General features: G+C 57.0%; 19 protein-coding genes. 11 read left to right on the top strand and 8 right to left on the bottom strand.

Annotated features, from left to right (window positions below):
• Positions 1 to 51 precede the first annotated feature (51 nt).
• The 5 genes from pcaF to paaF are packed head-to-tail and all read right to left on the bottom strand — an operon-like array spanning position 52 to position 4850.
• Positions 52 to 1257, bottom strand: coding sequence for a 3-oxoadipyl-CoA thiolase (pcaF, locus tag NF683_RS05205; RefSeq protein WP_253921470.1), 1206 nt, complete (start codon positions 1255 to 1257; stop codon positions 52 to 54).
• The gene (paaI, locus tag NF683_RS05200; protein ID WP_253921469.1) at positions 1254 to 1736 is read right to left on the bottom strand and encodes a hydroxyphenylacetyl-CoA thioesterase PaaI; all 483 of its coding nucleotides are present in this window, start codon (positions 1734 to 1736) and stop codon (positions 1254 to 1256) included. Before paaI ends, pcaF begins: the two co-directional genes overlap by 4 nt.
• On the bottom strand, positions 1729 to 3267 hold the full coding sequence (paaH, locus tag NF683_RS05195; RefSeq protein WP_253921468.1) for a 3-hydroxyacyl-CoA dehydrogenase PaaH: 1539 nt from the start codon (positions 3265 to 3267) through the stop codon (positions 1729 to 1731). Before paaH ends, paaI begins: the two co-directional genes overlap by 8 nt.
• 1 nt (position 3268) lies before the next feature.
• Complete coding sequence (paaG, locus tag NF683_RS05190; protein WP_146944972.1) at positions 3269 to 4060, bottom strand: 2-(1,2-epoxy-1,2-dihydrophenyl)acetyl-CoA isomerase PaaG; 792 nt, start codon at positions 4058 to 4060, stop codon at positions 3269 to 3271.
• A 16-nt stretch (positions 4061 to 4076) separates the two neighbouring features.
• Positions 4077 to 4850, bottom strand: coding sequence for a 2,3-dehydroadipyl-CoA hydratase PaaF (gene paaF / locus NF683_RS05185; protein WP_253921467.1), 774 nt, complete (start codon positions 4848 to 4850; stop codon positions 4077 to 4079).
• A 370-nt stretch (positions 4851 to 5220) separates the two neighbouring features.
• On the opposite strand from paaF, the gene paaN reads away from it, so the two are divergent.
• From paaN to NF683_RS05145, 8 genes are all read left to right on the top strand, one after another.
• Entirely contained in the window at positions 5221 to 6897 is a 1677-nt protein-coding gene (gene paaN / locus NF683_RS05180; RefSeq protein ID WP_253921466.1) for a phenylacetic acid degradation protein PaaN, read from the top strand.
• Between the two features lie 11 nt (positions 6898 to 6908).
• Entirely contained in the window at positions 6909 to 7508 is a 600-nt protein-coding gene (gene paaY / locus NF683_RS05175; RefSeq protein WP_253921465.1) for a phenylacetic acid degradation protein PaaY, read from the top strand.
• Positions 7509 to 7952: 444 nt separating this feature from the next.
• On the top strand, positions 7953 to 9515 hold the full coding sequence (gene peaA, locus NF683_RS05170) for a quinohemoprotein amine dehydrogenase subunit alpha (RefSeq protein ID WP_232471530.1): 1563 nt from the start codon (positions 7953 to 7955) through the stop codon (positions 9513 to 9515).
• A gap of 9 nt (positions 9516 to 9524) precedes the next feature.
• A complete protein-coding gene (gene peaB / locus NF683_RS05165) occupies positions 9525 to 10952 on the top strand; it encodes a quinohemoprotein amine dehydrogenase maturation protein (protein ID WP_253921464.1) in 1428 nt (475 codons plus the stop codon).
• Positions 10949 to 11302 carry a quinohemoprotein amine dehydrogenase subunit gamma gene (gene qhpC, locus NF683_RS05160; protein ID WP_051626386.1) on the top strand — a complete coding sequence of 118 codons (354 nt, stop codon included), beginning with the start codon at positions 10949 to 10951 and terminating at the stop codon, positions 11300 to 11302. Before peaB ends, qhpC begins: the two co-directional genes overlap by 4 nt.
• On the top strand, positions 11302 to 12417 hold the full coding sequence (gene peaD / locus NF683_RS05155) for a quinohemoprotein amine dehydrogenase subunit beta (protein WP_253921463.1): 1116 nt from the start codon (positions 11302 to 11304) through the stop codon (positions 12415 to 12417). The genes qhpC and peaD overlap by 1 nt, the downstream gene beginning before the upstream one ends.
• 97 nt (positions 12418 to 12514) lie before the next feature.
• Complete coding sequence (locus NF683_RS05150) at positions 12515 to 14215, top strand: ATP-binding cassette domain-containing protein (RefSeq protein WP_253921462.1); 1701 nt, start codon at positions 12515 to 12517, stop codon at positions 14213 to 14215.
• Positions 14206 to 14889, top strand: coding sequence for a S8/S53 family peptidase (locus NF683_RS05145; protein ID WP_253921461.1), 684 nt, complete (start codon positions 14206 to 14208; stop codon positions 14887 to 14889). The genes NF683_RS05150 and NF683_RS05145 overlap by 10 nt, the downstream gene beginning before the upstream one ends.
• On the opposite strand, the gene qhpG is transcribed toward NF683_RS05145, so the two are convergent.
• On the bottom strand, positions 14808 to 16178 hold the full coding sequence (gene qhpG / locus NF683_RS05140) for a flavin-dependent monooxygenase QhpG (RefSeq protein ID WP_253921460.1): 1371 nt from the start codon (positions 16176 to 16178) through the stop codon (positions 14808 to 14810). The two genes, NF683_RS05145 and qhpG, sit on opposite strands and share 82 nt — an antisense overlap.
• 46 nt (positions 16179 to 16224) lie before the next feature.
• Positions 16225 to 17709, bottom strand: a complete 1485-nt coding sequence (locus NF683_RS05135; RefSeq protein WP_253921459.1) for an aldehyde dehydrogenase family protein — start codon at positions 17707 to 17709, stop codon at positions 16225 to 16227.
• 241 nt (positions 17710 to 17950) lie between these two features.
• Between NF683_RS05135 and NF683_RS05130 the strand changes: the two genes are divergently transcribed.
• Positions 17951 to 19900, top strand: a complete 1950-nt coding sequence (locus NF683_RS05130; protein WP_253921458.1) for a sigma-54-dependent Fis family transcriptional regulator — start codon at positions 17951 to 17953, stop codon at positions 19898 to 19900.
• 125 nt (positions 19901 to 20025) lie between these two features.
• Here NF683_RS05130 and paaX read toward each other — a convergent pair whose 3' ends face one another.
• Positions 20026 to 20952, bottom strand: a complete 927-nt coding sequence (gene paaX / locus NF683_RS05125) for a phenylacetic acid degradation operon negative regulatory protein PaaX (protein ID WP_089040475.1) — start codon at positions 20950 to 20952, stop codon at positions 20026 to 20028.
• A gap of 635 nt (positions 20953 to 21587) precedes the next feature.
• Here paaX and NF683_RS05120 point away from each other — a divergent pair.
• Both NF683_RS05120 and NF683_RS05115 read left to right on the top strand, forming a co-directional pair.
• Positions 21588 to 22442, top strand: a complete 855-nt coding sequence (locus tag NF683_RS05120; RefSeq protein WP_253921457.1) for a response regulator transcription factor — start codon at positions 21588 to 21590, stop codon at positions 22440 to 22442.
• An 813-nt stretch (positions 22443 to 23255) separates the two neighbouring features.
• Complete coding sequence (locus NF683_RS05115; protein ID WP_253921456.1) at positions 23256 to 25115, top strand: TolC family outer membrane protein; 1860 nt, start codon at positions 23256 to 23258, stop codon at positions 25113 to 25115.
• Positions 25116 to 25156 lie beyond the last annotated feature (41 nt).

Here is a 25156-nt window from a genome sequence, read left to right as displayed (position 1 = left end):
GGCAAGTTGTTATTGGGCTACGTTTTATGAGCTTTGCTCAGGGTGAGGGGCTTATAAGCGCTCAATGATCAGAGCAATGCCCTGTCCGACACCAATACACATGGTGCATAGCGCAAAGCGCCCTTGCCGACGTTCGAGTTCATGCAGGGCGGTAGTCACCAATCGAGCGCCGCTCATGCCCAGCGGGTGGCCAAGTGCAATGGCGCCTCCGTTGGGATTGACGTGCTCGGCATCATCGCTCAGTCCCAAGTCACGCATGACCGCCAAGGCCTGAGCCGCGAAGGCTTCGTTAAGTTCGATGACGTCCATTTGGTCAAGGGTAAGCCCAGTCTGGGCGAGTACCTTGCGGGTAGCGGGTGAGGGGCCGAATCCCATAATGCGCGGCTCCACGCCAGCGGTGGCCATACCCACCACACGAGCGCGTGGCGTGAGGCTGAAGCGTTCCGCCTGCTCGGCAGATGCCAGCAGTAGCGCGCAGGCGCCATCGTTAACCCCCGAGGCATTTCCCGCTGTCACACTACCGCCTTCGCGGAAGGGCGTGGGCAGCTTGGCAAGCTGCTCGGCGGTCGTAGTGGCGCGCGGATGCTCATCGGTATCCACGATCAATGGGTCTTGTTTGCGGCGGGGTATCTCGACGGGCACTATCTCTTCGCGCAGGCGGCCTGCCTCCATCGCGGCGGCGGTGCGCTGCTGACTGCGCAGCGCAAAGGCATCCTGATCTTGTCGAGAAATGCCAAACTGCTCCGCTACGTTTTCAGCGGTTTCGGGCATGGAATCCACGCCGAATTGAGCTTTCATAGCGCGATTGATAAAGCGCCAGCCGATGGTGGTGTCGAAAATATCAGCTTGGCGTGAAAAGGCTTGTTCGGCCTTGCCCATTACGAAGGGCGCCCGCGACATCGACTCGACCCCTCCAGCGATCATCAATCCCGCCTCGCCGGTTTTAATTGTGCGGGCGGCATTGCCTATCGCATCCATGCCTGAGCCGCACAGCCGATTAATGGTAGTGCCGGGTACCTCGACCGGCAGCCCTGCCAGCAGCGCGGACATGCGCGCCACGTTACGGTTATCTTCCCCGGCCTGGTTGGCGCAGCCGTAAAAGATATCGTCAATCAATGACCAGTCGACGCTTGGGTTGCGTTCCATCAGAGTACGCATCGGAATGGCCCCCAGATCATCGGCACGCATGCTGGAAAGTGCGCCGCCGTAGCGACCTATCGGGGTGCGAATGGCATCAATGATCAGTGCGTCTTTCATTGGTTATCTCCAGCAGCAGTATTTTCTGCGTCAGTATCTTCCAGGCGGCGTACGCTGCCGCGAATTTTGTAGGAACGTCCGCGGAACAAGGCAATGGTATCGCCGTGCTGATTGCGCAACGTAATGTCGTATATGCCGGTGCGGCCACGGCGACTGCGCTCTTCGGCGGTGGCGGTGATCTCGTCGCCTAGCTGGCCAGGGCCGAGGTAGTCGATATTGCAGCCAGCGGCGACGGTGGCTTCATCGTAGCTGTTGCAGGCAAACGCAAAGGCGGAATCGGCCAGGGTAAATAGAAATCCGCCATGGCAGTTGCCGTGCCCTTGAACCATATCTTGACGCACGGTCATGGTCAGTTCAGCGAAGCCGGGGGCCACGCGGGTAATACGCATGCCTAGCCCTTGGCTGGCATGGTCGCGGGAAAACATCGCGTCGGCACAGGCTTCCGCCAGCTGTTGTGGGGTCAGTTGGGTATCACTCATGAAAGCTTTCCTCGCTCAAGGCGTTGCGCCGTAGCAGAAATGAGCTGCGATAGCGCTGTTCACCGTAGCTCTGCTGTAGATGCGTCAGGGTGCGGTGAACGAAGGGCAGGCCCAGTGAGTCTGCCCAGGCCAAGGGGCCGCGGGGGTAGTTGACGCCGGCCTGCATGGCCAGGTCGCCATCCTTGGCACTGCAGACACCCTGGAGTACGGCGTCGGCAGCTTCATTGGCGAGCATAGCCACGCTGCGCAGCACCACCAGCCCTGGGGTGTCGGTTAGCCAAGCCACGTCGATCCCCAGGCGTTGGAAGAACGCCGTTGCCAGTTGGCGGGCTTCAGGTGATGTGGTGTGGCTGGCAGCAAGTGCGATGGCGCTGGCGTTGCGGTAGTCCAGGCACAGGTCGAACAGGACCAGGGCGTTGAGCCCTTCATTGACCGCGCGCTCGGCGGCGCACCGCCCGTCGCTAAGAGCCAACACCAGGTCACCCAGATATAAGCGAGGCGTGCCATCTGGCTGGAGTGATTCGCGACGAACGACGTCGAGCCCAGCTTCCTGGGCGCGCTCCAGCAGTGGAACGATCACGCCAGGGTCGCCCTGTACGACAAGTGCGGGTAGTTCCGCGTTTGCTGGTGCCGCAAACTTAGGTTGTGGCTTCGCAGCGTTTTCACCCGCGTAGTCAAAAAAGCCTTGGCCCGATTTGCGCCCCAGGCGTCCGGCTTCCACCAGCGCTTGCTGTACTAAGGAAGGTTCGAAACGGGTGTCACCGTAGTAGGCATCGAACACCGAGCGGGTCACGGCGTAGTTAACGTCATGACCGATTAGGTCCATCAGCTCGAAAGGCCCCATACGAAACCCGCCCGCCTGGCGCAGCAGCGCATCTATCGTGGCGGCATCGCTGGCACCTTCCTGCAGCAGACGTAGCCCTTCAGCATAGAATGGCCGTGCCACACGGTTAACGATAAACCCTGGAGTAGAGCTGGCGTGCACCGCGACCTTGCCCCAGGCAACGGCAGTGGCGTACAGGGTTTCAGCAACCTCGCTGGTGGTCGCCAAGCCCGACACTACTTCCACCAGCTTCATGATGGGGGCAGGATTGAAGAAGTGCATTCCCGCCATGCGCTCTGGGTGTTCAAGGTTCGCGGCAATGGAGGTAATCGACAGTGACGAAGTGTTGCTGGCGAGCAAGGTGTCCGCTGTGCATAACGCTTCCAACTGGGCGAATACCTGACGCTTGATCTCAAGATTTTCGACGATAGCTTCGATAACCAAACGGCTGTCGGCTAAGGCATCGATAGTATCGGCGGGCTGCAGGCGAGCAATAATGTTATCCACATCCCCTTGGTTCATCTTGCCCTTGGCAACACGCTTTTCCAACTGGCGGCGAATGTTCTCAATGCCCGCTTTGGCGGCACCCGGTTGATTGTCATGCAGGATGACTGAGTGGCCAGCTTGAGCGGCAACCTGAGCGATACCGGCACCCATGGCGCCTGCGCCGATCACGCCAATAACGGCGGACGTGGGGAGGGCTGACATCTCACTCTCCCTTGAAGGTCGGACGACGTTTCTCGATAAAGGCGCTGACGCCTTCGCGGTAATCTTCGGTGCGTCCGGCTAGGCGCTGCAGATCACGTTCCAGGTCGAGCTGTTCGTTGAAGCTGTTATCGCTGCTGGCGTGCAGGGCGCGCTTGATCAGCGCCAAGCCGCGCGTCGGTTGAGTGGCCAGGTGGCGAGCCATGTTCATGGCTTCTTCCTGTAGCGCCTCATCATCGACGCAGCGCCAGATCATGCCCCACTGCTCGGCGGTCTCGGCGGGAAGTTTGTCACCCAACATTGCCAGGCCTTTGGCGCGCGCCATGCCGACCAAGTTAGGCAGTGTCCAAGTTCCGCCGGAGTCTGGAATCAAGCCGATCTTACAGAAGGCCTGAATAAAGCTTGCCGAACGCGCGGCCAATACGATGTCGCAGGCCAGGGCGATGTTGGCGCCGGCACCTGCGGCCACGCCGTTCACTGCACAAATAGTCGGGAACGGCATGTCTTTAAGGGCGCGCAGCATAGGGTTGTAGCGCTTCTCAAGCGACTCACCGAGGTCGGGAGCTTGCTCGCCGGGTGCGACGCTGCGGTCGGAAAGATCCTGACCGGCACAAAAGCCTCGGCCGTTGCCGGTCAGTAACAAAGCGCGAACGCTTGCGTCCTGACGCACGGCTTTTAGCGCCTTACGCATCTCGGCATGCATGTCAGTATTGAAGCTGTTCAGGCTGTCGGGGCGGTTCAGCGTGATACGGGCGACGCCGTCTTCCACGCTGTAAAGCAGGGGCGCTTGGCTCATGGGGAGTATCCTTGTGTCAGTGCCCTTGAAAAGTGGCAGGTCGTTTTTCTTGGAAGGCGCGAATGCCCTCTTCGCGGTCAGCGGTGCCCGCTAGCAAGGTGAACGCATGGCGTTCAAAGCGCAGTCCGGTGGTTAGGTCGGTATCCATCGCCTTGTGTAACGACTCCCTTGCTAAGCGCACGGCCAGCGGTGCCTTGGCGGCAATGCGCGTTGCAATGGCCATGGCGCGCTCAAGGGTTAATTCGGGCTGGGTAATCTCGCTAATCAGGCCTGCTTCAAGGGCGCGGCGAGCGGAAATGGGCTCGCCAGTCAGCACCATCTGGGTGGCCAGTGATTTGCCCACTGCCCTTAGCAAGCGCTGGGTACCGCCAGCGCCGGGCATGATGCCTAGATTGATTTCGGGCTGGCCGAACAGGGCGTTTTCACCGGCGATGATGATGTCGGCATGCATAGCCAGCTCGCAGCCACCGCCCAAGGCATAGCCATTGACGGCGGCAATGATCGGTTTGCGAAAACGCGTAATGGTGGCCCAGTGGTGCTGGCGAGGATCTTCCAGCATGCCCACCAAGTCACGTTCAGCCATCTCGTTAATATCCGCACCGGCGGCAAATGCTTTTGCATTGCCGGTAATCACCACGGCGCGAACGTTGTCGTTACTATCCGCGTCGCTCAAGGTGTCGGCGAGCTCGCCGAGAAGCTGCGTATTTAGCGCATTCAGTGCTTCTGGGCGATTCAGCGTGATGCATAAAACGCCCTCAAGGGGTGGGGGTATTTTGAGCGTAGTGGGCATTGTTACCTCAGTTCGGCCTGTGGCGCACAGGATGAATATCTGTCGAGTATAGGTTTATTTTGATACACATCAATATTGTTTGATTGTTGTTAGTGTGTCGCTTATTGGTGTTTTTGATAATTTATGTTTTTTTAACAATGGCTTGTATGTATTTATAGCGAGTGAGTGATAGTTGTTAGACCATGGTATGAAAGGTGGGAAATTGGCCCGAAAAGTGATCTTTAGCCCGTATATATCGAGTTTATTGATCGTGGTGGGCTAATTCTTAAGCAAGCGGCGCCAGGGAAAGCGTTTGATGTTTTGTTACGGGAAAGATAGTCTTCTTTACTATAGCGTATCAAAAAAAATAAGTGAGTGCAGGAGCGCCCCCATGACGCAATCAGCGCAGCAGATGTTTGACCTTCACCGTGACATTCTTGACCAGGCTGTCGACGCCATTTCTAGGCGTAATTTCTGGACGCCCTATCCAGAAAGCATGCGCAAATACCCTGAGGATGCCGTTAAAGCGGCACCATCGAGATTTGAGTCACTGCTCAATCAACCATTCGCGCTGAATCGTGTTGGCAGCACCCAGCAGGTGGGTGGCGAAGTCTCACCCTATGGGTTTGAACTTGGCATTACTTATGACCAGCCAAACCCTGACGAGCTGATAGCGGCCATGCAGGTCGCAATGCGTGACTGGCGGAGTGCCGGGGCTGAGGCGCGTGTGGGAGTATGTCTGGAAATCCTGTCACGGCTAAATACCATGAGCCCTGAGATCGCCCAGGCGGTGATGCATACTAGCGGCCAGGGGCCGTTAATGGCGTTTCAGGCGGGTGGGCCGCATGCCCAAGATCGCGGCCTTGAAGCAGTGGCCTATGCCTGGCAGGCGATGGCGCAGATTCCTGCTACCGCACAGTGGGTTAAGCCCCAGGGCAAGCATGATCCCATTGTCATGGATAAGCGTTTTCACATAGTGCCACGCGGCATCTCGTTGGTGGTGGCCTGTTCTACTTTTCCCACCTGGAATACTTATCCTGGCTTGTTTGCCAGTCTGGCGACAGGCAACCCCGTCATTCTTAAACCGCATCCTGGCGCTATTCTGCCAGTGGCAATGACCGCACGGGTTGTTCAACAGGTACTGGAGGAAGCGGGCTTTGACCCTTGTCTGGTTAGCCTGATACCCGACACTGTCGATGCACCGCTGACGAAAACGCTGGCGCTTGATCCTGCGGTCAAACTGATCGATTTCACCGGCTCCAATGCCTTTGGCGATTGGCTGATAGATAACGCCACTCAGGCTCAAGTGTTCGCTGAAAAAGCCGGTGTCAATACAGTCATTATCGACAGCGTGGAAAATCTCAAAGCGGTCACAGCGAACCTGGCTTTCTCGCTGAGCCTCTATTCCGGCCAGATGTGTACGACCCCTCAGGCCATTTATGTACCCAAAAACGGTATTGAAACAGCAGATGGCCAGTTAAGTTTTGACGACGTGGCGGCAGCGCTTGCCAAAGCCGTCCAAGCGTTTCTGAGCGACAACGACCGCGCCTGCACGGTGCTGGGTGCCCTCCAGTCGCGGGAGACGCAAGCTCGGATTGATGAGTGCCGTGACTTGGGCGAAATGGCCCTGGATAGCGAGCCGCGAGCGCACGCTCAGTTCCCTGACGCCCGCATTCACACGCCGCTTATCCTCAAGGTAGATGCAGCACAGAAGGCTACCTATAGCGAGGAACGCTTCGGTCCCATCAGCTTTGTCATCGCGACTGAGAATACCGCGCATAGCATTGAACTGGCGCGTCAGGTGATCCGGGAAAAAGGCGCGATAACCCTCGGTGGCTATACGACTGATGAGACAGTAGCCAACCAGTTCGAAGAGCTGGCGATGGAAGTGACAACCCCGCTCTCGTTGAACCTGGATGGGGGGATATTCGTCAACCAGTCGGCTGCTTTCAGTGACTTTCACGCCACAGGCGGTAATCCGGCAGCTAATGCCTCGCTATGTAACCAAGCTTTTGTCGCCAGCCGTTTCGTGGTGGTGCAAAGCCGTCGCCACGGCCAACCGAACTAACGGAGAACGTGATGCCTTACTATCGACTTGAAGGGGTGACGCCAGTGGTGCACCCAACCGCTTATGTCCACCCGACCGCAGTGCTCATCGGGGATGTGATTGTTGGCCCCAATTGTTACGTTGGCCCTGGCGCGGTGATGCGTGGTGACTTCGGCCGCCTGGTGCTGGAAGAGGGCGCGAACCTGCAGGATACCTGCGTCATGCACGGCTTTCCGGGCTGTGTCACTAAGGTTGAGAAAGATGGCCATATCGGCCACGGCGCGGTTTTGCATGGCTGCGTGATTGGGCGTGATGCCATGGTTGGTATGAACGCTGTCGTGATGGACGGTGCCCACATAGCGGAGCGCTCCATTGTTGCGGCGGCCGCGTTCGTCAAAGCGGGATTTGAGTGCGAGCCACAGTCATTGGTGATGGGGGCACCTGCAAAGGTTAAGCGGGCGCTGAGCGATGAAGAGTTTGCTTGGAAGCAGCAGGGTACTCAAGAGTATCAGCGTTTAGTGACCCGTTGCCGAGACAGCTTGGAGCCTTGTGAACCGCTGACAGAGCTCGATGCTGACCGCCCAACCTTACTGGCCGGTGATACACAGCCTAAGCAGCAGAGCATAGCGTAGCAAGGCGATAATTATGGTATGGCTCGCTACCACCGCGTCCCCCTTGGCGAGCCATCCCCCACCCAACCACAGGTTGATAGCCTCAAGCGGTCTTTGTAGTCGCCCCATAATCCCACTCCTTCCTGAGCGCCAAGTCTCAAACCTGAGTCGTCCGAAAACCTCGGCTGCCGTCACGGTAAACGATGATCAAATTTGAAGAGACAAAGTGTTTCAAGTCCATACGCAACTGTTGCAAGTTGGGGCACTGATTGCTGTCGATTGATTGAAAATCTAAAAAAACTCAGACAAGTAAATTGCTTCAACTATATGAATAAAAAGAAATTGTTGATAGTCGGCGCGGTCAATGCAAGTTGAACGGGACTGGCATACACCTTCGATGTTCGTCCGCGAAGAGAACCGCAGGTGAACATCACGACAATAATAATGCGTGGAGAACTTCCCGTGATGAGACATGTACTTCCTACAGGGCTCTGTAGCCTAGCCCTGCTGCTGCCTACGGGCACTGTCTTGGCCTCTGCCGGCAGCGAGGCTATCGACAGGCACTGTTCAGCCTGTCATCAGACCCAAAGTGGCCCCGAGAGCTGGAGCCGTATTAGTGCGCAGCGTAAGACCCCGGAAGGCTGGGACATGACGATCGCGCGCATGCAAACTATGCACGGCCTGGAGCTGCCCCAGGAAGCCCGCCGGGATATCGTCAAGTTCCTCGCCGATACCCGCGGCCTGGCGCCCGAGGAGAGCGCGTCCCAGCGTGAGCTGATTGAGCGACGCCTCAACCGTATTGAGTCCTTTGATCATCCCAGCTACCAGGAGATGTGTGCCCGCTGTCATACTGGTGGCCGCGCCCAACTGCAGCGCCGCCCCCAGGAAGAGTGGGAGAGACTGGTGCACTTCCATGTGGGCCAGTTCCAGACCATTGAGTACCAGTCCATGGCACGGGATCGTGACTGGTTCGATCTCGCCCTGAACGAGATCGCTCCCTGGCTGGCCGAGACTCAAAGTCTCGAAAATGAAGCCTGGGAGTCATGGCAGCAGGCCGAACAGACCTCTCCTGAGGGCGACTGGCAGCTCTGGGGGCACTGGCCCGGAGAAGGCGACTTTTATGCCGACGTGACTATTAACGCCGCTGAAGGCGAGGATGCCTACTCGCTTAGCTTGGACGGTGCTTTCACCAGTGGTCGTCCGCTCAGTGGCGAAGGCCAGGCCATCGTTTATACCGGCTACGAGTGGCGCGCCAACCTGAACCTCAACGGTCGTGATCTCAAGCAGGTGCTGGATCTCTCCGGCGCGCACCCCAGCGGGCGTATCTTCGACGACCATGACGAAGCGTTTGGGATGATGGTGGAGATGATTCCTCACGAAGCGGCCGAGCCTGCGGTGTTAGCCAGCCTGCCCGCTTCGCTCAAGGCCGGCGAGCGCAGCCGGCTGGTGCTGCTGGGCCACGGTCTTGGGGAAGGAGAGATCAGTCTGGGTGAGGGCGTCACCGTGCGTAAGGTGATCGAACGTAGCGACATGCGCCTAGTGCTGGACGTTGAGACTAGCACCGATCTCACACCCGGCTGGCTGGCTATGCAGATCGGCGAGATCAGTGCTGAGAGGCTGCTGGCTGGCTATCGCACGGTAGATCGTTTGGAGGTAAGTCCAGCGCTGGGAGTTGCTCGCATCGGCAACGATAAGACTCCGCCAGTGAGTGGCGTCTTCACCGCCGCCGGCTATCTGGACGGGGCTGATGAGACCATCCCGCTGGGGCAGGTACCGGTACGTTGGAGCGTGTCCCCCTGGGACGAGATCGCCGAGCGCGACGAGGATGCTAGGTTTACGGGCATACTGGACGCCGCCACAGGGATCTTCTCACCTGCCGGGGCTGGGCCCAACCCGCTGCGTCAGTACAACGCCAACAGCGTGGGCAACCTACGGGTGACCGCCAGTGTGGTAGGACAGGAGGCGATACAGGACGAAGCCCAACTGATCGTTACCGTACAACGCTGGAACAACCCGCCGCTTCGCTAGGAGATCACCATGGGAATTTTACAAGCCATACCCGAGAACCTGCACCGGATGGAAGTAGAAGGCCAGCCGTTGTGGTTCCATATCCCCACCACCAGCCTGTTCGCCCCGGATGCCCTCAGCGAGGAGCTGCTGGCTCTGGCCGGAAGAGAAGAGGGGCTCGATAGCCGGGCGCTGCCGGGCCACCTGACACATCAGGTCAGTAGCGACGATATCCAGGAACGGCTGCTACAGCTCAAGGCGCTGAAGCTGATCACCGATGGCGTTGTCCAGGCTTATAATCCTAGTGTAAAGGTGGAGCAGTTCCCGCTTTCTACCGTGGTGCTCAACGTCAACACCGGTTGCAACCTTAGCTGCAGTTACTGCTACAAGGAAGACTTGGATAACCCTCGGGACGGTAAGAAGATGGAGCTGGCCACCGCCCAGGCCTCTATCGAGATGATGCTGCGCGAAGCCCCGCAGCGGGATCGCTACAACATCGTCTTCTTTGGCGGCGAGCCGCTCAGCAACATGCCCTTGATCCGCCAGGTGGTGGACTGGGCTGAGGCGCGCATTCACGGGCTTGGTAAGGCAGTAGATTTCACGCTGACCACCAACGCCACGCTACTGAATGAGGAGAAGATCGCCTTCTTCGACGCCCATCGTTTTGGGCTTACGGTGAGCATGGACGGCCCCAAGGCGGTCCACGACAAAAACCGCATTGCGGTCAACGGCCAGGGCACCTACGATCTGGTCGCCAAGCGCATTAAGCCGCTGCTGGCCAGCTATCGCTCACGACCGGTGGGAGCCAGGGTGACCCTGACTCGTGGCATCACCGACGTTATCGGTATTCACGACCACTTGGTTAACGAGCTGGGTTTCGCCGAAGCAGGCTTCGCTCCAGTCACCTCCGGTGATATGGCTGACTACAATCTTACCAGCGACGAGCTCAAACAGGTCTTCGACGGTATGGTCGAGCTTGGTGAGCGGGCCGTGGCAGCCGCCATTCAGGGGCGCGATATCGGCTTCGGCAACTTCAACCAACTGCTCACCGACCTTTGGGAAGGGCGCAGCAAGGCGGTGCCCTGTGGGGCTGGCTTAGGGCTGGTTTCGGTGGATCATGCGGGCGATGTGCACCTCTGTCACCGTTTCACGGGCTCCGAAATGCCCACCTTCGGCAGCGTCCAGGAGGGGCTCGATCACGCAGGCCTCAAGCAGTTTATCGAGGCCAGGAGTGATCGCACCGAGCGTGGCTGCAGTAATTGTCGGATCCGAAATCTTTGCTCCGGCGGTTGCTACCACGAGAGCTATGCCCGCTATGGCGACCCCATGACCCCCACCTACCACTATTGCGACCTGATGCGCGACTGGGTCGATTTCGGCATTCAAGCTTACGCTCGCATCCTGCGTCATAACCCCGATTTTCTCGACGGCCCCCTGGCCGGGAGGCAGACAGCATGACGAATAACAAGAAGAACTTGACCGCCCTGGGGTTGGCGCCCCTCAACCGCAAGGCCCGCGAAATGGAACGGGCCGCTAGCCCAGAGGCCCTGGAAGAAGTGCAGGCCATGCAGACCATCGCCGGGTGCACTTCCAGCTTCGATCCAGGCTGGGAAGTAGATCCCTTCGGCGGCGTGGCTTCGCTGTGCCAGCCCATGGAAGCGGATCTCTATGGCTGCGCTGATCCCTGCTGGTGGCCTGCTCAGGTGCCGGACACTATGAACACCTACCCCAACTGGGGGGATGGAGCCGACCGCGCTGAGGATGATTGGCGCAAGTTCGATAGTGTCTATCCGGGAGACGATAAGTGATGAATAGCTCAGAAATTAAGCGGCTCAATCTGACCCTAATGGGGGTGCTGGCCTTCGCTGCCCAGTCTCTGGTAGTTAATGCTGCTGTTGCCGGTGCAACCAGCGCTGATGAAGCACGTGAGTATCTGGTAACCATGGCCCGTCCCAACCAGCTCTACGTGATTGATCCGGAGGCCCAGGAGGTAGTGCGTACCTGTGACGTAGAAGGCGCCTTTGGCTCTGGCACCCTGCAGCTATCGCCGGATGAGCGGATCGCCTATGTGCTGCACAATCGTTGGGAAGACGTAGTGGGGATTGACCTCACCAGCTGTGAGGAAGTCTTTCGTGCCAGTGGCTCAGGCAACTCAATACGCGCTAAATCCATCGCTTCCCTTGCCTTGAGTCCCGATGGCAGCCGCCTCTATAGCGTCTGGGATCGGGCGCGGCTGGGCCTTGACCACTACGAAGTATTGGAGCCCCAGCTAGCAGTCTATGACACCGCAGCCGGTCTTGATGCCGAGCCCCTGGCCACCTTCCCAGCACCGCGCCAGGTGACGACCATGGGGGCCGCCGAGGATGGTAATCTCTATCTCGCTGGCGCTGATATCTATCGGGTCGACCCGGCAAACGGCGAGACCGAGATCGCTATCGCCAACCGAAATTGGGATCGCCCCAGCTTTAGCCCGCCAGACTCCTTAGCCGTGTGGTCTATGGGAGAGGTAACCAACGAGTTCCTGCGCCCCTACACGGTGGCGGAGCATCCTGGCGAGGAGAGCGAGGCATGGCACTGGGGCATCAGCCGCGTCGACCTAGCCACCGGCGAGACCGAGAACAAGGAGATAGCCCCTTTCGAGTTCATCATCTTCTCTATGGTTTCTGATCCCCGGGAGCGGGACGTCTTTTATGGCGTCTACACTCAGCTCAGCAAGCTGGATGCCCGTACTCAAGAGATCGTGAAGGTGATCGATCTTGATCATACTTACTACAGCATTAATACTTCCTATGACGGCTCGCGGATCTACTTGGGCGGCGCTTCCAGTGATATCGCCATCTATGATGATGACTTCAATGATCTGGGGCGCATTCGCCTGCCCGGTGATATGAGCACCGCAACGCTGAAGGTGGCACGCTTCTAGATTGCCGCTGCATGATCCTTCTGGCCGGCGCTTGTGAAAGCGATCGGCCATTTTTGCTGGGGGCAACCCTTATAGTTGATGAATGAAGAGAGCGTCGATGCGCGAGCCTGACTTCACCCGTGACACAGGGGCGCTGCCCTGGGGCTGGCTTTACCGCCCCCTCAAGGCGCGGCGCCTAGCGTTGGCCCGGCTGCTGACGCTGAGCCTAGTGGCGACCCTGCTGGCGCTGTTGCCTCCGTTGCTCACCCAGCGTTTGATCGATCACGGCCTTATGCAGGGGGACTTCAGCACCGTTGCCGCTTACGTCGCCGCCCTGGTGGTGTTGGGGCTCTCCGCCTTGGCCCTACAGGGGCTAACCCGCCTGCAGCATGTGGCGCTCTCTGCCCGACTATTGCTCTCGCTGCGTCGCTCCTTGCTTCGCCACCTGCTGCGCTTGGCACCGGCCCGCTGGCAGGCGCGAGGGCGAGGCGATCTGATGAGCCGTCTAGATGGCGACCTGTCTATCCTCCAGGGCTTCGCCCTGGACGGCCTGCTTAGCGGACTCTCCAATCTGTTAGGGCTGGTGGGAGCGCTGGCTATGATTGGCCTATTCAGCCCCATGCTGATGGCTCTGGTGGCCGTGCTAGTCCCCATCCAATGGCTGTGGCTGCGCGCTTGGCGCCCGGCGCTGACTCTCCGTCAGCAGGCACTTCGTGAGCAGAGCGGGGAACTCTCCGGCTTCTGGCAGGATACTCTGGCCCATGGCCCCTGGTTTCAAGGCCAGGCACTGGAGTCGTCGCGACTCAATCGTCTCCAGGGGCTTGGACACGAGCAGCTGCGACGCCTGTTGGCGGTGCGTCGGGTGGGCTTTCTCAGCGACGTGGGGCCCCAGCTGATCCTCTCTCTGGCCCGGGCCGGGGTGCTGCTGTTGGGCGGCTATCTGGTGATTCAGGGGCAGTTGCAACTCGGTGAGCTGGTGGCCCTGTTGGCGTATCTCGGTATGGTGATGGCCCCCATCGGTGGCCTGCTGGGTCTCTATGGGGGGTGGCAGCGGGCCCGGGTCAGCGCTTGCCGCTTGGCCGAGCTCTTCAATGAGCCTGCTATGCGTGACCCCTATCGGGGCAGTCGCCCTACCGGGCCTGGTGAGCTTTGTTTGAAGAGTGTACGTTTCCGCCATCCCGGCCAGTCCGGTTGGCTTCTGGATGGTATTGATCTCGCGCTTCCGCCGAGTAGCAAGGTGCTGATTGCCGGTCCCTCCGGGGCAGGCAAGAGCAGCCTAATCCGTCTGTTACTAGGGCTGGAGACGCTCGAGTCGGGCGAAATCCGTGTCGATGGCGTGCCGCTTGATGCGCTCTCCCGCCATCATTGGCTCAAGCAGGTTGCTTGGGTGGAACAGCACCCCAGCCTGCTACGCGGCAGCTTGGCCGAGACCCTGCGCGCCCTGGCCCCTGAGGCAAGCGATGCCGAGTTGATTGACGCGCTTTCCCGCGTTGGGCTCGCCGACTGGCTGACCGCCCTGCCGGAAGGGTTAGAGAGCGAGTTGGGTGACCTGGGGGGTAAGGTCTCTGGCGGCCAGCGCTCGCGCCTGGCCCTGGCTCGGGCACTGCTAAAAAAGCCTCGCCTAGTTCTACTGGACGAGCCAACTGCGGCGCTGGATCCAGTGGCTGCCCGAACCTTCGATGCCTTGCTTGATGAGGTGCTGGGAGATACCACTCGGCTGATCATCAGCCACCAAAGCGACCACTTTGGCAATCTGGATGCCTACTATCGACTCCAGCAAGGGCAGCTGGTCGCAGTGGAGACGGCGTCATGTCTCTAATTCCGGCCATCAGCCCGACCCTGGGGGTTATCGATAGTGGGGTGCCTCCTGGTATGTCCATGGCGCGTTTCCATTCGCCCAGCGGTGCTGACCCCGGGGATCGCCTTGGTCACGGCCGGGCGATCCTCGCCACCCTGGGCCACTATTTGCCGCTCACGCGGCTGGAAATCGCCTTCTACAAGCTATTCGAGGAGCGTCTCACCGCCAACGCCGCTGCCCTTGCTGCGGCCTTCGAGTGGCAAGCAGAGGCACCACCGGTTTGGCTGCTATGTAGTCTGGGGTTGCCCCGAGCCGACACGCGACTGCAGGAGGCGGTGGAGAGGCTACAGGCCGCGGGCACCCGCATCGTTGCTGCCAGCCCACGCTTTGGGGCGCCGGTCTACCCAGCCGCCTGGCCCGGGGTGATAGCGGTCAGCGGCGCCGCGGGACTGATGCCGGGCTCGCCACGGCGTGATCGGAATGGCCACTGGTACGCCTGCGTCTGGGCGGCTCGGGAGGGTAACGCTTGGCAACCCTGGCAGGTGGGGCCACCACCGATGGAGACTCCTCCTGCGCTGGGCGGGGCCAGCTTCGCTGTGGCCCATGCGCTGGGCTATTGGCTGGCGGAGTCAATCGGTGAAAGGGGAGCACTGCCAAGAGAGTGGGGCTCGGGCAGCGCTGGCCAGTCAGGGTGATCGGCCCACCAGCGGACTATCGCCATGGCTGCGGGGCCAGCGGCGGCCAATAGTGCCCGAGCCGCTGCGTGGTCGCCATCCTGCATAGCCTTGACCAAGGGCGCTAAGGGAATTCCCGCCACTGCCTGGATCCCCATTGGCTGGTCCGGGGTAAACACCAGCTCCCGCTCGGCCAAGTGGTTACCAATGATAGCCAGGCCGCGTCTCACTCGTACTTGAGCCCAAGGCTCTGGTAGATGTAGCGGTTGATGATCGGGCCAGTGACAGCGCGCCGTCCAGTAGGGCGCCGGATCGGCGTCTATCGACTCTTGATAGGCAGCCTGACGGTAGAAGTCGCGTCCAGCCCGGGCGAAACGCCAGTACTGGGCATCCTGACGGCGTTGGTGGAAGCGCTCTAGGGGCGCGATGCTGGTCTCCGCAAAGAGACTATTGAGAACTGGTGCTAGGCCGTGGGCTGAGGAGAGCGCGTTGAAAATGCCCTGTCCGGAGAGGGGATCGATGGCCATGGCGGCATCTCCGAGGCGCCAGAGGCGCCCCTCTCTCACTTGGGTGCGCCCCAGTAGGCTAGGGCGTTGGTAGTGGTGGCTAATCTCGGCTTGGCCCCAGAGCTGTGCCAGGTCGAGCTGGGCGGCTAGCCAGGTGCTGGGGTCATGCCGTGCCCGACGTAGCGTCGCTTCCGGTAGGGCCAGCTGCAGATACTGCTGGCCTTTGAGCCGCGACCACCAGGCCCAGCCTCCACCGGGCAACGACAGGGCAGCACTGGCGGGGTCTGGGTCGGCGGCCTCGCCGCGTAGGATCCAGGCAGGGGTTGACCAGGGAGCGGCGTCGCGGAACTGGCGCCGCGCCGCTGCCCGTCCCCGGGCCTCCACGCCCCAGGAAGCAGTCAGTACGCGACCATCTGCCAAGCCCAGGCGAACGTCACTTTTCTGGCTCTCCAGGAACGTGACCCGCGCTTTGATCACTGGGATACCAGCCTCGTGAAGATCTTCCAGCAGGGCGGCATCGAAGGATGGACGCGGCAGCAGCCACTCGGCGTTGGGCGCTCGAGTTTTACCACCCCAGGTGACTCGCCGCGGCAAAGGACCCACCGCGCAAGCGGCGGCCCGGTGCAGCCCCAAGCTTTGTAGGGCCTGGAGGCTGCGCCGGGCAATGCCCTCGATGGCCCGGTAATCGCGTACACGCCCCACCAGGATGACTCGCCGGCCGGCGCGATGCAGCAGCATGGCCAGAGCGGCACCAGCGGGGCCGCCTCCGGCGATCAGTATCTCGCTATCCACGTCTTGGCGCATTAGAAGAACCCCCTTGGGGCTGGTGCGGTGCCAGAACTGGGTTAGATCAAACGATCATCACAACCGATTTCTGCTCTGTGTAATGCTCGATCAGTGAATCGCCGAGCTCGCGGCCAATGCCCGACTGTTTGAAGCCGCCGAAGGGCATGCAGGCGTCCAGCAGGTTGTGGCCGTTGACCCAGATACTACCGGCCTCGATTTCTGGTATCAGGCGATTGACCGCCGCAAGATCGTTGGACCAGATGCTGGCGGCCAGTCCATAAGGAGAGTCGTTGGCCAGTAACACGAGTTCGTTCAGATCGCGGAAGGTCTGGACCACGACCACCGGACCGAAGATCTCCTCTTGCACACAGCGGCTTTCCTGGGCCAAGCCGGTGATCACCGTCGGCTCGACGAAGTAGCCGATTTCGCTGCCTTTGCCACCGCCGGTGACGATGGTGCCGCCGTCGCTGCGCGCTTGTTCGATATACGCCAACACTCGTTGCTGCTGTTTGGAGGAGACCAGCGGGCCCAGGCTACTGGTGGGTTCACAGCCCGGTGCTAGCGTTAGCTGCTGGGCCTGTTCGGCTAGCTTAGTGACAAAGGTATCGTGGATCGACTCATGTACATAGATCCTCGATCCAGCGGTACACACCTGCCCCTGGTTAAAGAAGATTGCCTGAGCCGCGCCGGCAGCGGCTGCCTCGGCATCTGCATCGGCCAGCACCATCACCGGTGACTTACCACCTAGTTCCAGGGTGGTACGGGTCAGGTTCTCCATGGCGGAATGCCCGATCTGCTTACCCACGGGGGTCGATCCGGTGAAGGCTATCTTGTTGATTCCTGGGTGGCTGGCCAGCGCTGCTCCAGCGGTGTGCCCCAGACCGGTGACGACGTTGAGAGTGCCTGCCGGGAAACCTACTTGCTCGGCCAGTTCCGCCAGCAGCAGGGCGGTGAGCGGCGTGTCCTCGGCGGGCTTGAGCACGATACTGCAGCCGGCAGCTAGGGCCGGAGCGACCTTCCAGGTTGCCATCAGCAGTGGGAAATTCCAGGGGATGATGGCACCTACCACGCCGATGGGCTCGCGGCGGGTGTAGGCGACAATTTGCTTGCCTTCGGGCACGAAGGGCATCGAGGGTGTCATGCTACGACCCTCGATTTTGGTGGCCCAGCCCGCAGTATAACGGATAAAGTCGATGGCTAGAGCTACGTCCATATGCCGCGAAAAGGTCACTGGCTTGCCGTTGTCTAGTGTCTCGAGTAGGGCAAAGTCATCGGCGCGGGCTTCCAGAGCATCGGCGAGATCCAGCAGCAGCTTTTCACGCTGGGCTGGCCGCGACTTGCGCCAGTCACGGAAGGCTTCCCGGGCAGCACCGACCGCAGCATCAATATCGGTGGCATCACCCGCCGGAACCCGACTGATCACTTCCGCGGTGGCGGGATTATAGACATCCAGTGTCTGGCCGCTGGTGGCGGTGCGCCACTGGCCGCCAATAAAAAGAGCGTGGCTTTTGTCCAGCCAAGCTTGAATAGCAGTGGAGGGCTGCGTCATGGTTGTGCTCCTGTCAGACTGATTTATGATTGTTGTGAGTGCGTGCTAAGCATTGCACGCCTCTCATACTCCTTAGCAAGTACTCCCTAGCAAGCCCCGTGCCAGCTCAGGGAAATAATATAATCACAACAATATCAGTGAGTTGAAGGTTAGCTATGACGATATTCCTCCGCCGTCTCGTCGCCGGATACGACGGCTGTCGCATTCTGGGACAGCTCGCCGACCTCGCTGGGAGAGGCCCATGATCTCCAAAACAGTCCTGCGAACCCCTGACGTGATTCGCCAGGCCCGTGAACATCTGCTCCGTGACCAGCAACTACCGATGGGCATGCTCGATGCCAGTATCGACCGTTCTTGGCAGCGCTGCATTGAGCATGGACTGCAGCTTGGTAGCCTACCCGAGTTGCCGCGGCTCGACAGTAGCGAACTCCGCACTCAGCGTGAGATGCATCGTCGTCTTATCGAACTGGCTGACCCGCTGATCAGGCGAGTGACTGAGGACCTGCGTGGCTGCCAGTTGCTGCTGGCCACCCCGGATGCCACTGTGCTCAAGAGCTACGGACAGCGGTTCGTGCTTAATGATCGCTTCCACATCGGGGCCGGCATCAACCTGGATGAACGCTGGTTCGGAACCAATGCACCTGCCCTAGCGCTCATCGAGCGTGCACCGGTGCTGGTCAAGTCCTGCGAGCATCTGCTGTTCCCCGACAACCCCGTCTCCTGTGTCGCTGCCCCGCTGTTTGATCTCAACGGCGACTGTTTAGGATTGATCGACCTTACCTTTGAGGCCGACCACCCACGACCAGAAATTTTCCTGCGCCGAGTGCAGCAGCTCACGGGGGCGTTGGAGCAACGGCTGTTTTTCCACCATTATCAGCAGCGTTGGGTGCTCCAGGTGCACGCATCGTTGGCTGAGTTAGACAGCGTGAGCTGTGGTCTAGTGGCCATGAACGACTCGGGGCTGATCCTGGCGGTTGATTCTCAGGCCGCTCAATGGCTGGGCGAGGCCTCTGCCTCACTAATTGGTCGCCATATTGAAGAATTATTGGGCAATTCCTGGAAGGAAATCTGTCGCCAATGCGAACGGTGCTCGGTCTTGCTGGGGCTGCCGCTTACCGGCGCCCAACTGGTGGGGCGGCTTAATCCCCCGGATCAGTGGCAGCCAGCAATTTTGAGCGGAGAAGCCACGGTGAGGCCGGCGTCGCCTGAACCATCTCTCTCTCGTGGGCTTGAGGCGCTGGTGGAGGACTGGCCTGAGGCGCTGGCCCGGGAGGCTCGCCGGGCTTGCCGGGCACTGGAAGCGGGTTTACCTGTACTGCTGCAGGGCAAAACTGGCACCGGAAAAGAGCAGTTGGCTCGAGCACTGCATAGCAGTCTCGGTGAGCAGCTGCCCTTCGTGGCACTCAACTGTGCTGCGCTACCCGAAAGCCTTATCGAGGCGGAGCTATTCGGCTATGTGGAAGGCGCTTTCACCGGTGCCCGTAAGGGCGGGTACAGCGGGCGTCTGGTACAAGCTAATGGTGGCACTTTGATGCTCGACGAGATCGGTGACATGCCGCTGGCGCTGCAGGCCCGTCTGCTGCGGGTGTTGCAGGAGAGAGTGGTGACGCCTCTGGGCGATCACCGCGAGGTACCCATCGACTGCCGAGTCATAGCCGCGAGCCATCGCGATTTGGAAAGCCTGGTGACGACCGGTGACTTCCGCGAAGATCTTTTTTATCGTCTGGCTGGAGTGGTAGTAGAACTTCCCACGCTGAACGAGCAGGCTGATCTCGCGGGACAGATTCGTCAACACTGGGCCGCGCTATGTCGCCAACATGGCCGCTCTCTGGCGCTGGATGAGTCCTTGGTAGAGTGTTTGACTGGCTACCTTTGGCCCGGCAACTGGCGGGAACTAATTCACTGTTTAGAAGCGGCTTTGGTGGGAGCTGAGCCAGAGTGCCAACGGCTAACCATAGAAGGGCTTTCGCCGCGTTGGCAGCGTAAGCTTGCTCAGTCCACAGATAATAGCGCTCGTAATACGGTCACACCGGAGGGCCTTGGCAACGGTTGCCAAGAACTGCGAGAAATGGAGCGAACCCATATGGTACGTACGCTCGAAGCCCATGGGGGAAACATGACTGCCGCGGCCCGGACGCTAGGTATCAGCCGCTCGACGCTTTATCGACGGCTGGGGGAAGCGTCACCTTGAGCCGGTGAAGTGCAACCAAGCTGGACGGTCTCTTCCAGCTTGGCCTTATAGGCTGTCTAGCTCAACGGAGGGCAGGTGTCCCCCGCCATAAGATACGTAAGGCGTTTATAAGACACGTAAAGCGTTCATTCCAACCCACCGAAGCGTTGGTAGAAGCTGGGACCAGGGGCTGGTAATGGACCTTCGGCAGTTTCCAGGTGCCGGTCCAGCCAGCGTTCTGCGCGTTCGTAGAGCAACCGATAGAGGTTGCGGCAGAGCTGATGGGCGTAGCGACCTTCCCACGCCGTAGGGAGTAGTTCGTCAGGCAGCAGGGGGTCGCGTAGTTGAACCTTACGATACTCATGAATCAGTAAGGTACGGGCAATGAAGCACTCTTCCTGTCCTAAATGGTTCTCTGCGTTGAGTGCATTCCACAGTGGGCGAAACTTAACCAGAAAACGCTGATATAGCTCGGCGAGTTCGTCGAGGTTCCAGCTATCTCTGACCTGCAGGCGCAGCGGCTTACTGGTCATGGGCTCCATGGTCTGGGTTTGCATTACGATCGTGTCGTCTGCCGCATCAAGCTCTTGCAAAGCCACCATGGTTTCCGCGCATGACAGCGTGGGATGCGCCAGCACGCCCTGAGCGAAACTACCAAAACCGAGCCATTCAAGCTCATCACGAATCTGCTGGCGTCGATCTGCAGGTAATTGCGTCAGCAGCGCCAATGTCCACTGGCCCGACCAGGGAGGCTGGGCGCCGTGATAGACGCGCTTAAAGGCTTGTTCAAAACGACGCCGTCCAGGGCCACTCAGCCGGTAGTAGCTGCGACGCCCGACCTTTTCACCGCGTAGCCAGGTTTCATGGGTCAGCCGGTAAACCGATGTGCGCACCAGCCGCTCATTGATACCAATGGGCTCCACCAGTTTCGATAGACTGCCGAGCCACACAGTACCGCCCCGCGGAACGATAGAGTCGCCATAGACAGTAATAATTAGCGAGCCGGCGCGAATAGGCCGACGCTTCTGGAAGTCATCAATAAGCGTAGCGACGCAGTCTGTAGCTGACGACATGGTGAGTGTTGATTCCCTTGACGATGAAGTTGTCGCAAAACGACAGAAAATATAGCTTTTATAGAAGATTATCGTATCACGTTTTTTTGTGATTTGGCCTGCGTCGCTGCCAGTGATTTATGAATAATACTTTGGTGTCGTGAAGGTTGTTGGGTTAAATGTCCTGATAGAGCTGTGCATGCTTTTTTGAAAATATAAAAATAGTTTAAATAGTTTACTAAGCTTTAAAAAGCGAAGGTGATTGTCTTGTTGTTTTTGAAGTGATCAGCGGGGTGGTTTTAATACATTTTAATTAATGGTTTTCTTGTTTCTCTTAAGTGTTGGTTTGTTGTGCGATTTTTGGCGATTGATTGATTAGTGGGGGTTAGCTTTGTATGAGCGTTAGTGTCTAGTTTTATTGAGAAGTTTAACTTTTTTTAATAGTTATAAAGTGTATGATTCCATCGCTTGGCTCGAAGCGGGAAAAGTATGTGACCTGCGTGGCTAATTAGAATCATTATTTAACATTTCGCTGATTTTGTTTGGTGCACTAGCATATCGCCTCTTTTCTAGAGAGGTTTTTTGTTTTCTAGCAGGCATTGTTTTTGTTGCTTATATGGCTTTTCAGCTATTGATGAGTAAAAAAACATTAACACATGAGTAAAATTGTAAACACTCAACACTTGTTTGGCGGCGGCGTGGATATGGATAATCTAGCGGGGAAAAAAATTCTGGTCGTTGACGATGCCGAGGCAGATCGTATGCTTATTTCTTCGTATCTTTTGCACCAGGGTTGTCGAGTCTTTCATGCCCAAGATGGCATCGATGGTATTCACAAAGCGCGTCTTTTACTGCCGGACTTAATCCTGATGGACGTAGAAATGCCAGAGTGTGATGGTTATGCGGCATGTAAAGTACTAGCAAATGATCCTTTTACCGAAAACGTTCCGGTTATTTTCCTTTCAGCCTACTCAGAACCCGAGAAGCGTGTTCAAGGACTGCTAGTCGGTGCCGTAGATTACATTCACAAGCCTTATTTATTTGATGAGGTTAAGTTGCGCATGGCGATTCATCTACGTAATCGGGTGCCGCAAAAAGCATCTGCTTATAATGATCTTGATGAAGTAGGTCTAGATAGCGAACAAGCTAACCCTATTAATAATATTCTTTATCACAGTGCTCGGGTTCATTTGCTGAACTCTCTATCTGATGCTCCGAGCCTACAGGAGCTGGCGCGCTTAGTGGGTACTAATGCAAAACGTCTTAATGCCGCTTTTAAAGAGATGGTGGGTATGACTGTATATGAGTATCTTCGCGAAATACGTATGAATGAAGCGCGTGAACTTTTGTCTAATACCCACCTTTCTGTTAGTGCTATAGCTGCTCACGTAGGGTTTAGTAGCAGCGCGAATTTTTCAACGGCATTTAAAGAAAAATTTGGAACATCGCCTATGAAATTTAAAAATCAGTATCCTTCGCCAATTAAGAGACCGATTAAAGAGTATCAGTGAGAAGCAAATTGTTTTATTAATGGCTTAATGTTGTCAGATTTGGCCCCCCTCTAACATGAAGGATCAAGAACAGCGCTAATTGCTCTAAAGCCTCCGCATTTAGCAAGGCCACCTATTTTTTAGCTCGGTCTGCTTTACGGGCGTTGGCAACCTATATGTCAATTAAAAATCAATTAAATCAGTTGTTTGTCAAAGTGCTAGCCAGGCGTTAATTTCGGGGTGTAGGCCACGGTTCAATCAGCCATGCATCTATTGTGCTCAAACGTATCTCTAGCCACCTTACCATCGAGTGGCTGTCAGTATTGCTCAACGTTGTATGTAACCAAAGGGGGGAGTATTGGCAGGGTGCTTCATGTAAATATTTTTTTCGTTAGTTTTTCTCCATTGCTCCGTTTTTAGCGTTGTGTAAGTCGGTAGCAGCGGCTGCATAAGCTAGAAATGTGGCTAGAAAATGAATAAAAGTGGCGACTAAGTGATTGTTTTCATAAATAGCATTTCATGGTTTTAGCTGTGATCATCATTGATAGGGTTTTATTTGAGAAAAAGCTAGCTCTGTGGATTCGGATGCTTAAGTAACTTAAATCCTTGTTTTTTTAATTTTTATTTGGTTGTCATGGGTTTTGTTTTTTATCAGCGTTAACAGTTTTTTATTTTTGTTATTAGTAATAATTCACTCCTGCAAATGTTATTGCCTTTTATCAAAAGAGTCATTGATTAGTTAGTGATAAAGTTCGCTGAATTTAAATTAGCTAATACTTTATTTGAATTAGCTATATTACTGATTTCTAACTAATTTTTTGCAGGAATAAGGGAATGTTTCAACGTATGTCGACCTTCAAGCTCAACCCCATGTCACTTATGCTGGCAAAGCAGGGGCTGGTAACCATTGCTCTGTCACTCATGGTGAGCGGCGTATGTGCGCAAGAATCACCAGCCTCTTCACAGCAATCTGCTATTGCAGACAATGTGGCTGACGTTGTCAAAACTGCTATTGAGTACAACCCCCAGGTAAAAGCAGCATGGAATGAGCTGCAGGCGGCTGAGCATGATGTTGATGTAGCGCGTGGAGGCTACCTGCCCTCTATTGATGCAACCGCTGGTGTGGGGCGTGCTGACCGTGAAGTAGATGGAGTCGGTAGCTATTCAACAAGTTTTGCTGAGTTAACGCTTAACCAGATGATTTGGGACGGATTTGCGACTCGTAATGAAGTTGAACGGCTAGATCGCGCCAAGCTGGTTAGTTATTACGAGTTGTTAGGTGCCAGTGAGAACGTCGCATTAGAAGCAGTGCAAGCCTATCTAGATGTGGAACGTTATCGCGAACTGGTTCGCTTGGCTCAGGAAAACTACCGTCAGCATCAACGTGTTTATCAACAAATCGAAGAGAGGGTTCAGAATGGCGCTGGCAGAGGCGTTGATTTAGAGCAGATCACAGGTCGCTTAGCATTAGCTGAGTCTAACCTGATGACGGAAGCGTCTAACTTGCATGATGTTTCTGCGCGGTATTTGCGAATTGTCGGCCAATTACCAACAGACAGTTTAGCGCCTATGCCAGGATTTGAAGATGACTTGCCTCCATCCGTGACTGAGGCAGTTAATCTTGCTTTTGAGGGTAATCCTGAATTCCACGCAGCCATTGAAAATATTGAAGCCAGCCGTGCGCAACAAGATGCTACTCGCGCTGCTTTCCAGCCTCGCTTAGATCTGCAAGGGCGTACAGGCACTTACGATAATACTGACAGTACTCCTATTCCTCGCGGTAGCCAGGATCGCCACAGTATAGAACTAGTAGCCAGCATGAATTTATATCGTGGTGGAAGCGATATGGCATCATTCCGCGCGGCAGGTGATCGAATTGAGCAAGCGGTTAATCAGCGTGAGAATGTTTGCCATAATATTCGTCAAACGACGCAAATCGCTTTTAATGATTCTCGCCAATTGCGTGAACAGCTGAATTATATTAATCAGCATCGGTTATCCAGTGACCGTGTTCGAAGTGCTTACCAGCAGCAGTTCGATATTGGCGAGCGTACGCTGTTAGATGTTCTTGACAGTGAAAATGAATACTTTGAAGCAAGTCGTGCCTACGTAAATGCTAAGCAGAATGTGCTAGAGGCGGATGCACGCACGCTGGCGTCTATGGGGCAACTGATGTTGACCCTCGACGTTGTACGTGAAGGAACGCCTACGCTTAATGAGCTTGGTAGTAATGGTGTCAGTATCAACCCAGATGCCATCTGCCCAGCCACTCATCTTGCCACTCCCTCATTAGCCGAACTAACTAATAGCTACGGGAACACACAAGCCCCCGCATCTATACCCGATATGGTGCTATCAGCCGATGCACTGTTTACAACGGGTAGTGCCGAACTTAACTCAGGAGCACATGCTGAGTTGTCCTCATTTGCTCAAAAAATTCATCAAATGCCTTCGGTAAATCAGGTGGTTGTTTCTGGCCATACTGATAGCAGCGGTACTAATGCATTAAATGCTTCCCTCTCTGAACAGCGTGCTCTTAACGTCGCTGAATACCTCATAGAACAGGGGATTGATCCAAATATTGTGCAAGTGCGTGGTTATGGCTCCCGCCAACCGGTTGCTTCTAATGCGACTGTTGACGGCCGTCGAGAAAATCGGCGCGTTGAGATAACGCTAGATATTTCAAACAGCTAAGCACTTGTTCAAAAGGCTCCTTCGAATGTTGGAGCCTTCAT

The organism is Halomonas sp. MS1 (genome assembly GCF_024182575.1).
Classification (GTDB): Bacteria; Pseudomonadota; Gammaproteobacteria; order Pseudomonadales; family Halomonadaceae; genus Vreelandella.
The sequence above is the reverse complement of the archived record's forward strand: the minus strand, read 5'-3'. Positions and strand labels throughout refer to the sequence as shown.